Source organism: Lysinibacillus sp. CTST325, assembly GCF_054665055.1.
The window spans coordinates 56,992-71,739 of sequence record NZ_BAAFHO010000004.1 but is presented as its reverse complement, the minus strand read 5'-3'; the positions used below and the strand labels follow the sequence as shown (position 1 = coordinate 71,739).

General features: G+C 36.6%; 12 protein-coding genes. 5 read left to right on the top strand and 7 right to left on the bottom strand.

Features of this window, described 5'->3' with window-relative positions; genetic code table 11:
* Nucleotides 1–390: 390 nt before the first annotated feature.
* Together ACYQ73_RS12005 and brnQ are read right to left on the bottom strand one after the other, a co-directional pair.
* A complete protein-coding gene (locus ACYQ73_RS12005; protein ID WP_460012710.1) occupies nucleotides 391–1,776 on the bottom strand; it encodes a S41 family peptidase in 1,386 nt (461 codons plus the stop codon).
* Nucleotides 1,777–1,997: 221 nt separating this feature from the next.
* Nucleotides 1,998–3,317: a branched-chain amino acid transport system II carrier protein gene (gene brnQ / locus ACYQ73_RS12000; RefSeq protein WP_460012709.1), complete on the bottom strand. Its 1,320-nt coding sequence runs from the start codon at nucleotides 3,315–3,317 to the stop codon at nucleotides 1,998–2,000.
* Between the two features lie 249 nt (nucleotides 3,318–3,566).
* On the opposite strand from brnQ, the gene ACYQ73_RS11995 reads away from it, so the two are divergent.
* Nucleotides 3,567–4,487 carry a C40 family peptidase gene (locus tag ACYQ73_RS11995; protein WP_460012708.1) on the top strand — a complete coding sequence of 307 codons (921 nt, stop codon included), beginning with the start codon at nucleotides 3,567–3,569 and terminating at the stop codon, nucleotides 4,485–4,487.
* 47 nt (nucleotides 4,488–4,534) lie between these two features.
* Here the strand turns inward: ACYQ73_RS11995 and ACYQ73_RS11990 are convergent, their stop codons facing one another.
* From ACYQ73_RS11990 to secA2, 3 genes are read right to left on the bottom strand one after another with little or no spacing between them, the layout of a single operon-like run.
* On the bottom strand, nucleotides 4,535–4,987 hold the full coding sequence (locus tag ACYQ73_RS11990) for a hypothetical protein (RefSeq protein WP_460012707.1): 453 nt from the start codon (nucleotides 4,985–4,987) through the stop codon (nucleotides 4,535–4,537).
* Nucleotides 4,988–5,045: 58 nt separating this feature from the next.
* Nucleotides 5,046–5,948 (bottom strand): accessory Sec system S-layer assembly protein, encoded by a 903-nt coding sequence (locus ACYQ73_RS11985; RefSeq protein WP_460012706.1) that lies wholly within the window; start codon nucleotides 5,946–5,948, stop codon nucleotides 5,046–5,048.
* Nucleotides 5,948–8,311, bottom strand: a complete 2,364-nt coding sequence (secA2, locus tag ACYQ73_RS11980; protein ID WP_460012705.1) for an accessory Sec system translocase SecA2 — start codon at nucleotides 8,309–8,311, stop codon at nucleotides 5,948–5,950. Before secA2 ends, ACYQ73_RS11985 begins: the two co-directional genes overlap by 1 nt.
* A gap of 225 nt (nucleotides 8,312–8,536) precedes the next feature.
* Between secA2 and ACYQ73_RS11975 the strand changes: the two genes are divergently transcribed.
* Entirely contained in the window at nucleotides 8,537–9,601 is a 1,065-nt protein-coding gene (locus ACYQ73_RS11975) for a glycosyltransferase family 4 protein (protein WP_427448389.1), read from the top strand.
* 379 nt (nucleotides 9,602–9,980) lie between these two features.
* Here ACYQ73_RS11975 and ACYQ73_RS11970 read toward each other — a convergent pair whose 3' ends face one another.
* Nucleotides 9,981–11,042 (bottom strand): LCP family protein, encoded by a 1,062-nt coding sequence (locus ACYQ73_RS11970; protein ID WP_460012704.1) that lies wholly within the window; start codon nucleotides 11,040–11,042, stop codon nucleotides 9,981–9,983.
* Nucleotides 11,043–11,188: 146 nt separating this feature from the next.
* Nucleotides 11,189–11,824: a YigZ family protein gene (locus ACYQ73_RS11965; RefSeq protein WP_323657230.1), complete on the bottom strand. Its 636-nt coding sequence runs from the start codon at nucleotides 11,822–11,824 to the stop codon at nucleotides 11,189–11,191.
* A gap of 156 nt (nucleotides 11,825–11,980) precedes the next feature.
* Here ACYQ73_RS11965 and ACYQ73_RS11960 point away from each other — a divergent pair, with 156 nt between their 5' ends.
* From ACYQ73_RS11960 to ACYQ73_RS11950, 3 genes are all read left to right on the top strand, one after another.
* Nucleotides 11,981–13,150: a sensor histidine kinase gene (locus ACYQ73_RS11960; RefSeq protein WP_460012703.1), complete on the top strand. Its 1,170-nt coding sequence runs from the start codon at nucleotides 11,981–11,983 to the stop codon at nucleotides 13,148–13,150.
* A 13-nt stretch (nucleotides 13,151–13,163) separates the two neighbouring features.
* Nucleotides 13,164–13,838, top strand: a complete 675-nt coding sequence (locus tag ACYQ73_RS11955) for a response regulator (protein ID WP_132360514.1) — start codon at nucleotides 13,164–13,166, stop codon at nucleotides 13,836–13,838.
* 297 nt (nucleotides 13,839–14,135) lie between these two features.
* Complete coding sequence (locus tag ACYQ73_RS11950; RefSeq protein WP_460012702.1) at nucleotides 14,136–14,699, top strand: nuclear transport factor 2 family protein; 564 nt, start codon at nucleotides 14,136–14,138, stop codon at nucleotides 14,697–14,699.
* Nucleotides 14,700–14,748 lie beyond the last annotated feature (49 nt).

Genomic DNA, 14,748 nt, shown 5'->3' with positions numbered 1-14,748 from the left:
ATAACCAAAACGTGTGGTTGATTTCCTTTCCGACTGGGCGCTTTCCTGGGGGCGTCCGATGAGCCGCTTCGCTGCAGGGTCTCGGGCCAACACGATGTTGGTCACGAAGGCGTTATCACAGGACGTGATGGTTTTAGCCTTCGTTCCCCTAACGCTAATCCCCAAGGAGTCGCCCAGTCTCCACTCCAATCAACTTATATAAATGGCATACGTTAAAAAATGTCATCCACAATTTTTGGTAATGATCCTTAAAAAAAGATGCTGGGGAAAACTGGTCAAAATCTTAAAAAGCGCGAGAAATCAATTTTAAAAACGTTGATTTCTCGCGCTTTTCTCATGCGAAATTTTAAAATTATGCTTCAAAAACTTACTAATGTCCCATCCTCTTTGTTATTTCTTAACTGTAATATGAAGATAAACGCCTTTTTGAAGCTTATCGCCTGTTTCTTTTTGAATAGATGGATGAACGAGTAGCATATACTCCTGCCCACTGTTTAACGGTTTTGATGGGGTAACAAGTAATGAACTACCATCAACTTTTGTAGTAATAGGTACTTCGTTACCGCCTAAAGCAACGAGTTGTACACTACCTTCAGCAATTTGCGAAGAGAGAGCTTGTGAGAATTTCACAGTAAACGTTTTAGAAGTTGGTACATTTTTGAAGCTTGCAAGCTCTTTATAATTTGTATATTTTACTTTAATTGCATCATAATGTGCCTGGAAAATAGGAGCAGTCTTTGTTTGCACGTTCGGTTTTACTCCTACCTCATTAATCGTTTTCCCTAATGGACCTGTAAAATTACCAATCGTAAGCTTTAAATAACTTCCATCCTGCAGTTCAAAAAAGCCTTGCATACAGCCTTTTCCATACGTAGTTTCTCCGTATAAAATAGCAGATTGCTGATCTTGTAATGTTGCTGATAACATTTCAGAGGCGCTAGCACTATAGCGGTTTACTAGAATACGTGTATCAGCTGGGAATTTTTCGTTTTGTTTGACTGCACGTATTTTATAAGAGGCATGTGCTTCTTCCAGTAAGTAGGCAATTTTTGCATTCGGGAAAAGCCCTGCAATCTCCTCAGCTGTTGATACATAGCCGCCACCATTGTTTTGTAAATCAAGTATAAAAGAGGTTGCACCACGCTGTTTTAATTGAATAAGCGCATCCTTGACAAGCTTTGCACCGTCTTCTGAGAACGATGACATAGCAATATAGCCAACATCCCCAAATAGTAACGCAGATTCCACATTCGGTAATGTGAATTTTTTTCGTGTAATGGTTGTAGTTGAAGTTTTACCATCTGCATGCTGGAGTTTCACTTCAATTTTAGTATTTTCATCCCCAATTAATAAGGACGAGACTTCTTGGGTAGAGCTTCCTACTACGGATTGTCCGTTAATAGCGATAATTATGTCTCCAGCAACTACACCCGCATTAGATGCACCGCTATCCTCAAACACTTGTAAAATATGAATGCCATCTTCATGTTCTTCGATAATTACACCAATCCCTATTGTTGATAGATCGATGCTATTCATATAATCCTCAAGTTCCTTTTTCGTAAAATATGTGGAATAAGGGTCTAGCATATCAATGATTTCAGGAATTGTTTTAGCTTTTTGCAAATCTCCGTGGATGGTTCCAACGTAGTTTTCCTCAATAATTGCTTTGATTTCCTTTACAAGCTGTTGTTCATTGCTTGTAGCAGATGCATTTGTAAATGGAATGGTGAAAAAGCATAGAACGAATACAAAAGACCACAATACTTTTTTCATGGGACACCTCTTTTCTAATTACCTTTATTATACATGAATTTCCATATAACCGTGAATAGGAAAAGGAGGGGATTAGCTACAAAAAAAGAATCTACTAGCCATTTGCGAAAAAAGTAAGTTTATGCAAGATTCTTAGACAGTCGTTGTCTAAAAGAAGCTTGAGGCTTATTCGCAAAAAGCAAGCAGATTCTAGTTAGATGAAGAAATTAGATAAGTCTTTTTTATTTTTTTGTGAGTTTATGAATGACCAAGCCGATAAGCGCACCGGTTATTGCAGGTACAAGCCATGCTAAACTTTGCTCGTATAATGGCAAAGCTTTCAAAATGTTCACATATGGTGCAATTGTAATCTTCATTTCCTTTAAGCCATCATTCAGACTAACAAAGAATGTAGGAATTAAAGCTAAAATGTAGACAATTTTTCCACCTTTAAAGAAGTTATCGAAAAGCGACAGAACCATTAACACCATCGCTAGCGGATAGATGATTAATAATACAGGTAGTGATGCACTAATAATTGTAGAAAGACCTACGTTTGTAATTGCAGCACTGAATATTGTGAAAATTACTAAAAACGTTTTATACGAAACTTTAGGAAATAGTTTATGGAAAAATTGAGCATTGGCAGTTAGTAAACCTACAGCAGTAGATATACACGCTAGTAAAATTGTGGCAGATAATATGATACTTCCAAGATTACCAAAAAGAACTTCAGCTGACTTCGCAATAATAGTACCACCATTATCAAAAGTACCAATGGCATCAATACTAGTATTACCAATTTGTCCAAGTGAAATATAGACAAATGATAAGCCAATAGCGGCGACAATTCCCGCGAAAATTGTTGTTTTGACTTGCTTTTTAGTATCTGACATACCCATGTCGCGCAATGCTTGCAAAATAACGATTCCGAAAACGAGTGCACTTAGTACATCCATTGTTAAATAGCCTTGAACAAAGCCTTCAGTCAACGGGGACTTAGTGTATTTTCCTATAGCTGACCCTGGTTCACCCATTGGGGAAATAAAGCTTTTAATCGCTAGTAGTAAAATAACGGCTAATAGAGCAGGCGTTAAAATTTTCCCAACGCGATCGACTAGCTTTGAAGGGTTGATAGCTAAGAATAGTATAAAGGTAAAAAATATTACAGAAGTAATGAAAAGTGGTGCCCAATGATCAGTTGCTGCCTCTGAGAGAAATGGGGCGATCGCAATTTCATAGGATACAGAACCTGTACGTGGTACTGCAAAAAATGGTCCAATCGCTAAATAAACGATTGATGTAAAAATAACACCAAAGGTAGGGCCGACACGATTAGCAAGTATTTGTAAATCGCCACCCGCTTTCGCAATAGCAACGATTGCTAAAAGTGGTAATCCTACACCTGTTATTAAGAAACCAATCATTGCAGTCGTTATATGCTCACCAGCTTGTTGACCTAATAATGGGGGGAAGATAATATTTCCAGCACCTAAAAATAAGGCGAATAATAGTAAACCTACTGCCAAATTTTCCTTGATGAAAAGCAAAATGTTTTTCATAAAAATTAAAACTCCTTTAAGATTGAAAAGATAAAACTTTCTAAAAATTTTAAATACAGAAGTGTATGTTATCATATGAATACTAATCTTGCAATTAATATTCTATGACAATTTGTAAGAATCTGTCGGAATCAGTAATTTTCATAAATTGTTTGAAAAATAGTCAGTTTTTCCGATATCTGATTTTTAAAATATCTAGTATGATAGACACACAAGGAAATATTTTAGCATGAACGGAGGCAAATTGATATGAAAAAGACAAAAAAATTAAGAATTCTTGCTTTAAGCACTATTGCTACTTCATTTTTAGCATTGCAGACCGCAGAGGCAGCTACATATACCGTGCAAAAAGGCGATACTTTAACTAAAATCGCTCAAAACAATAAAGTAACAGTACAAGACATAAAAAGCTGGAACAATTTAAAAAATGATCTGATTTATGTCGCGCAAAAGCTTGAAGTTACAAAACAAGCTACTAATGATGTGGTAAAACCTTCAAATCCATCAACGACAAATCCATCAACAACAAAGCCGACAACACCATCAAAGCCAACAGCTGTTTCGCATACAGTAGTGAAAGGCGATTCATTATCCAAAATCGCTAAGCAATATAATGTGGCAGTAAAGGACATTAAAGACTGGAATGGACTTACGACAGACACAATTTACGTTGGACAGGTGTTAAAATTATCTTCAGTAGCTTCAATACCCGAGAGTGATACAGTACATAATAACGGATCTTCAGGTGCGGGAACATCAACAGAAACAACTAAAGATCCTACAGCTAATGGACAAGCTATTAATAAGAAAACAGTAGACGTAGCTAATTCATTAGTAGGAACACCATATCTTTATGGTGGCAACACACCTGAAGGCCTAGATTGCAGTGGCCTTATTTACTACGCCTTTAATCAAGGTGGTTTAAAAATCGTAAGAGACAGTAGCGAAGGATATTTCAACGGTAATACAACACAAGTTAAAAATCCGATAGCGGGAGATTTAGTATTTTTCCAAAATACCTATAAAGATGGAATATCTCATATGGGTATTTATATAGGTAACAATAAATTTATCCATGCAGGGTCAGACGGTGTTGAAATTTCGGACGTTACATACTCTTACTGGTCTACAAGATTAGTAGCTTATAAACGATTCGACGCTATCAAATAAAGTAAAAGCGATTTTGCAAATACGCAAAAATCGCTTTTTTTATGGAGTTAGATAAAAGAGCAGGATTGAAAGTGAGCATTTACTGATAAAAGGTTGGACATCGCTGATAAACCACGGAACATCGCTGATAAAAGTGACATAATCGCTGATAAACCACTGAACATCGCTGATAAAAGAGCCGAAATCGCTGATAGAACACTGAACATCGCTGATAAAAGAGCCAGGATCGCTGATAGAACACTGAACATCGCTGATAAAAGAGCCAGGATCGCTGATAGACCATCGACCATCGCTGATAAAAGTGCTAGGATCGCTGATAGAACATCGACCATCGCTGATAGAAGTGTCAGAATCGCTGATAGAACATCGACCACCGCTGATAAAAGAGCCAGAATCGCTGATAAACCACGGAACATCGCTGATAAAAGAGCCAAAATCACTGATAGACCACCGAACATCGCTGATAGAAGAGCCGAAATCGCTGATAAAACATCAACCATCGCTGATAAACAAACAAAAAAAACCCTTCTTTCTAGAAAAAGAAGGGTTTTAAACACTTTATTGCGTTACGCGTGCTGTCCAACGAGAAAGGTCGGCATCTTTCGCGTCAACAAGGTCTGCAGGGAAGATAAATGTCCATGGCTTTGTTGAGTCTGGTTGTACAGTTAATATTGGATCCATTTTAAATGAACCTTTAGCAATTTGTTTGCCTGTTGCGTCAATAATTTCTAGTGGTAATTGTTCTAGGTTGATAGCTTTATTATGTCCGTTACGAATGAAGATAGACACATTTAAATTACCGTTATCAGCAAGTTTTGCTTGTAGGCCGGTGAAGTTAACTTCTGTTTCACCTAACTTAGGTAAAGTTTTTACGATTTTTGCAAGTTCCTCTTTTTGTGCTTCAGGTAGTTGTTTTTCCCAAGATGGGTCTAATTCTAATTGGTGACCGCGAAGGGAAACAAGGTTGAATGCGATTTTCCAGCCATCTTCTGGTACTTCATCGACTTTTATCGTTGATTTTTCAAATTCAAATACCCATGGACGAGCACTTTCTGCTGGAATTGTGCCAAGTGCTGCAAAGTCGAATTTTTTAGATGCTACAAGCTCGTCATTTTTATCCATAATAAACAGCTCAATTTCACCAAGCTCAATTGCTTGAGATAATGATGAGCGGAAAAATGCACGTACTTGCCATTTTTTAGAGCGCATGTCTTCTTCTATACTAATAGAAGAAAGTGATAATTGATTTGGCTTCAATGGTTCTAGCTCATTAGCAAGGAAATTAAATATATATTTTTGCTCTTGAGGCACTTCCCAATCTGGATGGTAAGATAATTTTGTCACAACATCTTGGTTGTTTCCTGAATTTTCCACTTTGATGTTTTGAAGTAAATCCTTAGAATCGATTGTATTTTCTTGCCCTAGTTTGTCTGATTTTTTAAAGAATGAGAATAAGCCCATTATTGTACCTCCATTTGTGCTTCAATCATTTTCATGAAGCCTGTAATTTCAATAATTATAGAACGACGTAATTCTTGGAAATTCCTTCCGAATAATTCAAGTCCTTCACGTTGGTAAATTCGCATCGGGTCTTCTTGTTGGTAATGGCGTAAGCCGATTCCTTCTTTTAAGTGTGCCATGTTTTCTAAATGCTTTACCCAGCCACTGTCTATGTAGCTTAGCATCACATTCGGAATAATAGTCATTACTTCTGCGTTATCAGCAAATTTTTCCATGCGATCAAGCAACTCTTGTTCAGAAGGTTGAATATCAGCTAAAATTTGTTTTACTTTACCCACTTCACGATCTATTGTGACAGGAGTAATAAATAGTGAATTGAGAGAGCTTTCCATTTGATCGTAATCCCATTCAACTGAAGGGAGTTCATCTGAAGCAGCTTCGCGAACAGCAAAATCAACCGTTTCACTTAGCATTTTTTTCAGCTCACCCATTAAATCTTCACCAGCTAAAATTTTATCACGTAGACCGTAAATAACTGTACGCTGGTCATTTATAACATCATCTAATTTTAGGTTGTATTCACGCATACCGTGTTGAGAGCCTTCAACAATACGTTGAGTACGGTTAATAAGTTCTTGAACCTCTTTATTTTGGATAATGCCGTTTTCATCGACAATCATTTTTTCTGAGAATTTTTCAACCTCTTCTTTTGCATAACGGCGGAACATATCATCTTCAATAGAGAGAATGAAGCGGCTTTCACCTACGTCACCTTGGCGACCTGAACGACCACGCAACTGATTATCTACACGGCGGCTTTCATGCTTTTCGGTACCGATAACATATAAGCCTCCAAGCTGGTGAACTGCTTCATCTAGTACAATATCTGTACCGCGACCGGCCATATTTGTTGCTACAGTAACACGACCTTTCTGACCAGCTTGTGAAATCAGCTCAACCTCTTGCTCAACTGTTTTAGCGTTCAGCAATTGGAATTTTAAGCCTGCTTTCTTTAAGTAGTCGGCCACTGTTTCGGATTGCAGTATTGACGTTGTCCCAATTAAAACAGGTTGTCCCTTGTCGTGACGACGTTTAGCTTCAGCTGCTACGAATTTATATTTATCTTCTTGTTTGTTGAAAATAATATCAGGCTGATCGACACGTTGACGTGGACGGTTTGTTGGAATTTGAATAACTTCCATGCCGTATACTTCACGGATTTCTTTTTCCTGAGTTTTCGCCGTACCCGTCATCCCAGAAAGTTTCGGATACATACGGAAATAGTTTTGAATTGTTACCTGTGCCTGTGATTTATTTTCTTCAGTAATCGTTACGCCTTCTTTTGCTTCAATTGCTTGATGTAAGCCATCAGATAGCGAGCGACCTTCTAAAATACGACCTGTGAACATATCAACAAGCTCGATTTTGTCATCTTTTACGATGTAATCAACATCACGCTTGAACATTACGTGTGCACGCACTGCTTGGATCACGTAATGGTAAAGTGTTTGGTGTTCAAGATCATATAGATTATCAACATTGAAGGCAGCCTCAACCTTTTCAATGCCTTTATCTGTTAAAGAAGTAGCTTTTGTTTCATCATCAAAATCATAATCTTCTTCTTCTTTAAAACGTTTAGCTAGCATAGAGGCAATGCGATGTAGTTCATCATTCGCAGCCATTTTCCCAGCGATAATAAGTGGTGTTTTTGCCTCATCTATAAGTACACTATCGACTTCATCGATAATGGCAAAGTGATAAGGACGCTGTACTTTATCAGCCAAACTATGAGCCATGTTGTCGCGTAAGTAATCAAATCCAAACTCAGTACCTACACCGTATGTAATATCTGCGTTATAGGCTTCTTTTTTGGCATCTGGCTCCATCATCGGTATATTTAAACCAACTGTTAAACCAAGGAAACGATGGATTTGACCGACAAGCTCGTAGTCACGCTTAGCAAGATAGTCATTAACAGTAATAACGTGAACACCTTTACCTTCTAATGCGCGTACATACGAAGGAAGAGAAGCGACAAGCGTTTTACCTTCACCTGTAGGCATTTCTGCAATATTGCCTTCAGTTAAAACAAGACCACCGATAAGCTGTACATCAAAATGACGCATACCTAATACACGTTTTGAGGCTTCGCGTACAACAGCAAATGCGTCTGGGATGATCGATGTAATTGGTTCACCTTGTTCTAAACGATCCTTGAAAATAAAAGTCATTTCTTTTAATTCTTCATCTGACTTATTAACATATTTTTCTTCTAGACTATTAATTTGATCTACTATTTTATAGTAGCGTTTTAATTGACGAGCACTAGTTTGCTCATTGTTGCGTTTAAAAATTGAGAACATGAAATTTACGCTCCTTTTAAGTTGTCTAAATGCTAGACACTACATTATTTTATCAAATTTTACGAATGATGACTACATTTGACATGCAGCATTCTTCCAATTTGAAAAAGAAGAATAATATTTGTGAAATGGTGGAAAATAAATAGAAAAAGTATATTTCGGCGTCTGTTCGTGCTATAATCAATTAGAATTTAAATGTAGATTATTTTTTTGAGGAGGAGAGACATGCTTTACGTGTCTTTAATAGCAGCATTTGTTGCTTCAATATTGTTAACTCCACTAGTTAAACGATTAGCATTCAGAATAGGTGCTGTCGATGCACCAAACTATCGAAAAGTACATGCACGAATTATGCCAAGACTTGGGGGATTGGCGATTTTCCTTGCGTTTTTAATAGCTGTGGCTATATTCCAGCCGATTTTGATATACAATGAAAATGGCAGCGATTTTTTACTGGCAATTATAATTGGAGCTTGTATTATCGTAGCAACAGGTGTCATAGACGATATGCGTGAAATTTCCGCAAAAGCAAAATTAATTGGTCAGCTTGTTGCGGCACTTATCGTTATTTTTGTAGGTGGCATTCAAATTGATATGATTAATTTACCATTTGTAGGTGAATTAAATTTTGGATTACTAAGTATCCCTTTAACAATTCTTTGGATTGTTGGTATTACAAATGCCATTAATTTAATCGATGGCTTAGATGGTCTAGCAGCAGGTGTTTCAACGATTGCTCTTATTACTTTAGCCGTTATGGCATTTATTATGGGCAATATGTTCGTTTTAGCAATCGCAGCCATTTTAGCAGCAGCAACATTTGGATTTTTATTTTACAATTTCCACCCAGCGAAAATCTTCATGGGAGATACAGGAGCCTTATTCCTTGGCTTTATGATATCAGTGCTCGCATTGCTTGGATTTAAAAATGTAACGGTCGTAACATTAATTATCCCGGTTATTATACTAGGTGTGCCAATTTCTGATACATTCTTCGCGATTGTTCGTCGCGTGCGTATGAAGAAAAAATGGTCTGATCCAGATAAATCACACTTACATCACCGTTTACTAGATATGGGCTTCACACATCGTCAAACAGTACTCATTATTTATGGGATTGCCATCATGTTTGGTTTAGCAGCCATCATTTTCTCAATGGCAAAGGTATGGGGTGCCATTTTACTCGTAGCTGTCATTTTAACTGCAATTGAAATTTTGGTTGAAGTCATCGGACTCGCGGGTAAAAACTATAAACCACTATTGAATTTTGTGCGGATATTTAATAAATAAAACATTCAAGCAACCACCCATTTTATGGATGGTTGCTTTTTTACTTTATGAGACAGAAAGAAATTCGAGTCTATGCGAAAAAAAAACTCAGATAGAGTGGGAAAGTGTTCAGGTGGACCAGAGAACTGCTCGGGTAAAGAGAAAAACGGCAGTGTGTGTTCCTTACTTAATTAACGGCGGGATTTCGGGTTTTAGCGGCGTTCTTTGCTTGGTTAGCGGCGCAACTCATACTTTTAGCGACGAATCCCAATATAAGCTGGACAATTTGACAAAATTAAAGTCAGGGTTGAAAAACTTTGTATAGAGTTTTAACATCACGAAATCATGCCATACAAAAAGCCTTTCCACAAATTTAATGAAAGTGGAAAGGCTTTTATAGTTACTGAGTGCTATCTTTATCTGTTGAATCTTCGCCAGCAGCGTTATCTTTATCAGTATTTTTATTCGTTAAGCTACTAGATGCTTTATTAGTGTCAAGATGGTTATTTAGCGTTTGTGATACTTCATCAACTGAATCTTGATTTAATTTATAGTAGTAAACACCAGTAGACATATCATCTGTACCATCTAATGTTAAAGAATCAATACGTGGCATCCCTTGTGATAAATAAGATAGGAATGACTTCATTTCCTTAAATGTCATATTTGTCTTCATGTTATCACCAAGTGCTTTAATGACATCATCGTATTTTGTAATGGATCCTACAGAAGAAACTTTATTGATGATCGCTGTTAAAATCTCTTGTTGACGTTTGCCGCGTTCAATATCACTGTCTTGCTTACGTGTTCTTGCGAGTGCAAGTGCTTGACTTCCGTTTAAATGCTGTAAACCAGGCTCTAAGTTGATGGCATTGCGATCGAATTCGTCTTTTTCGTGTAACTTGTACGGTACATCAGCTTCAATTCCACCTAATGCATCAACAACGTCAATAAACGCATTAAAGTTCATACGAACATAATAGTCAATCGGCACATCTAAAAGTTTTTCTACTGTATCAATTGTTGAAATTGTTCCACCATAGGCATGTGCATGAGTAATTTTATCCTTATGTTGTACAGAAGGAATGTATACATATGAATCTCGAGGGATACTCAACATTTTAATTGTTTTTGTTTTATTATTTAATGTTGCTAGGATTAATGCGTCCGAACGTGAGTGCTCAGAGCCTTGCCCGCGATTTTCACTATCATCAACACCGACAAATAGGATTGAAACATTATCGTGTACTGGTTCTACCTTCTCATTACGAAGTGCAGAAATGTCTCGACCTTTTAATTCCTCATGTGCTGAGTCAGCTGCATGCTCTGCTTGCTTCGCGATATAAACACCATAAGCAGTCGCGCAAATTAGTAAACTAGCAACAAGAAGAAGGGAAACTTTTATAATTAGGGAAGCTTTAGAAGACCTCTTTTTGCTTTTCTTTTTAATTCTATTGTTCATATTTTTTATATTCTCCTCTAAATTTTGGGAATAATAACGCGATGAAACTAAACTTATTCAAGTACTTTTAGAATATGTGTAAATGATAAAATAGCTCAATATTAAAATTATACTATGGATATTTGGCTTTCGACAATTAAAACTATTTATTTCACAACAAATTCAATAAATTGAGCATTCTCAAAAGTGATGTTTGCTTGTCCGTTTGTCATTTCTGTTACCCAGTTTTGGAACTGTTCTTCTTCCTCTTTTAATACGGATACAATAATTTCGACGCCTTCTAAATAGCGGATTTCTTCTAAAGTATAGGAAGAACCTCGAATTTCATTTTCTACTTTACCTAGCCATGTATAATCAATGGAAATGTTCATAAAATGGTGAAGCTTGCGTTCCACTACTTGGGCAGCAAGTAATCCTTCTGTTGTCGCTTTTCCGTACGCACGAATAAGACCGCCACCACCAAGCTTAATGCCACCAAAGTAGCGTGTGACGACAACGACCGTATCCTTTAATCCTTGTTTTTTTAGCACTTCTAACATAGGGACGCCAGCCGTACCACTAGGTTCCCCGTCATCGTTTGCTTTTTGAATATGATCATGCTCTCCAATAATATAGGCTGAACAATTATGTGTTGCATTATGATGCATTTTTTTTATACGTTCAATAAAAGAAATTGCATCCTCTTCCGTTTCTGCACGTTCTATATAAGTAAGGAAGCGAGATTTTGAAATAACAATTTCACTTTCTCCGTATCCTTTTACAGTTAAATAGTTTTCTCTCATCCGTATCAATCTCCTTTAAAGTAGAGTTCTATTCTATAATTTTCATAAAGAAAAAGCATTAAATTTTAACATGGGAATGCTATAATAGGTATAGACTATGCAATTGGTCTATTGAAATAGTAAGTAATCATAAGACATTAGACTGGGGAGTATACTATGTTTTCAAATGATACCTTCGATTTAAAGTCGCTTGATGACATATTTAATCGAATGTTAGCAACAATCATGAGCTCAAAAGATGATATCTTTATTATAAGCGAACAAAGCCGAAGAAGTTTTGAAGATATGAAAATAGAGCTAGAAATTGTTCGAAAACAAGTTTCAATTGTTATTGATGAAGGCGATGCTTTAGAAAAAAGTACACAGCTTGCAAAGCAAAGACTTGTGTTAGTGAGTAAAGCTTTTGATAATTATACCGAAGAACAAGTTAGAGAAGCATATGAAACTGCACATGATTTTCAAGTGAAGCTCTCTGTTATTAGAACACAAGAAAAGCAGCTACGGGATAAAAGAGATGATTTAGAGAGAAGATTAAGAGCATTACTCGATACGATTGAACGTGCTGACCATATTGTCAATCAAGTAAATGTCGTTTTGAATTACTTAACTTCAGATTTAAAAAATGTTGGTTTAGCACTTGAACAAGCAAAAATGAAGCAAGATTTTGGTATACGTATTATTGCAGCACAAGAAGAAGAGCGCAAACGTCTATCTAGGGAAATTCATGATGGACCTGCTCAAATGCTAGCAAATGTACTAATGCGCACTGATTTAATAGACAGAACGTATCGTGAAAAGGGCATTGAATATGCTTTGGCTGAAATAGTTGATTTAAAGAAAACGGTGCGTAATGCATTATCAGAGGTGCGACGTATAATCTATGATTTAAGACCAATGGCACTTGATGATTTGGGAATTGTTCCGACATTAAAAAAATACTTATCGACAGTGACTGAATATAATCCTGGTGTTGAAGTTCATTTCCAATCGAGAAGCACTGAAAAGCGTATACCTTCAAACTATGAAGTATCTATTTTCCGATTAGTACAAGAATGTGTAACAAATTCTATGAAGCACGGGAAATGCAAGGATATTTGGGTGAAACTGGAATGGTTAAAAAATGCCGTAAATATCGTTGTAAAGGACGATGGCATAGGTTTCGATGTTCAGGAAGTTAAAGACCATTCCTTTGGGATTTTAGGTATGAAAGAACGTATCGAAATTTTGGATGGGACAATCTCGATTAAAAGTGAGATAAATCGGGGTACGACGGTTTTATTTAAAATTCCGTTAAAAGTAAGTGAAACGATTGTTGGAGAAATTTAGGGGGTAAAGACAAATGACGAAGATTATTATTGTAGACGATCACCAGCTATTCCGCGAAGGAGTAAAACGTATTTTAGATTTTGAAGATACATTTGACGTAGTAGCAGAAGGTGACGATGGTACAGATGTGGTTTCTTTATATGCTGAAAATCAACCAGATGTTGTACTAATGGATATTAATATGCCGGGGAAAAATGGAGTAGAGGCAACGGCAGAATTAATTAGTGAATTCCCAGATGCGAAGGTTATTATGTTATCCATTCATGATGATGAAACATACGTAACACACGCGCTAAAATCTGGCTCACTTGGCTATATGCTAAAAGAGATGGATGCTGACGAAATTGTTGAAGCTATTAAAGTAGTCGCGAATGGAGGATCTTACCTACATCCAAAAGTAACTAAAAATTTAGTAGCGGAATTCCGTCGTCTTTCTGAGCATGAAAATAAAGGTAACTTCCATCAAACAGAAATTCGTCGTCCATTCCATTTACTAACAAAACGTGAATGTGAAGTATTACAATTATTAACAGATGGACAATCTAACCGTACAATTGGTGAGACACTGTTCATTTCTGAAAAAACAGTTAAAAACCACGTTTCAAGCATTTTACAAAAAATGAATGTAAACGACCGTACACAAGCTGTTGTTACAGCCATTAAAAATGGATGGGTTGAAGTACGCTAATAGCACATTGAATTTAAAGCTGTTTTTAAAGGCTACTAAATTATTTAGTAGTTTTTAAAGCAGTTTTTTTAGTGTAAACTGCAGCAATTTGCGGAATCATAGCTTCATACCTATTCAATCCGTCCCATCCCTGTGTGTGACAAAGTGTAACAATTTATACATAGAGATCACTTAAATAGTGCAACATTTTGAAACCATGGGCGTCATAAGGAAGATGTAACACCTAAATGTTGAAAATGCACAACAAAATTCCTACAACGGGATTTATATGCTACAATATGCGCGGGAGGTTTTTTGATGTTAAAGAAAAGTTTTCTAGCAGTTTTTACCTTATTAATGTTAACTACATTAATGTTAACTGCCTGTGGTAATAAAAAAGATGATGAAATGAGTGCAGAAGAAAGACAAAAAATCATTGATGATGGAACCGTCGGGTATGAAATGAATGGTGGGAAAATAACAAAGGCAGAAAATATCCCTGCTGAAGAAAACAAAGCGATATTAGCAGCCTTTAATGAATATATTGCAGCTTTCAATTCAAAAGAAATTGATCGTTATATGCAAACACTCTCAAAGAATCCAAAAGGTTTCAATTATGAAGGAGAAAAGAACTACATTATAGAAGTATTTAAACAGTCAGACGTTAAACGAGATGCTAAAGATACTACGATTATAAAATATAGCGAAAATGAAGCACAGGTCTATTCAAATTTAACATCGCATTTTGTACAAACTACAACAAATGTAAAGCATGAAAGTGTAGGGCAACAAGTTACAGTATTCGTCAAAGAAGATGGACTCTGGAAGGTCACTAGCGTCTTCTATACTGGAGATGAAACGAAATCAACTACTGGCAAATAAAATGAGGATATCTTCATTCGGGCTCATCACTAAGAGTTGAGGTTGGGTG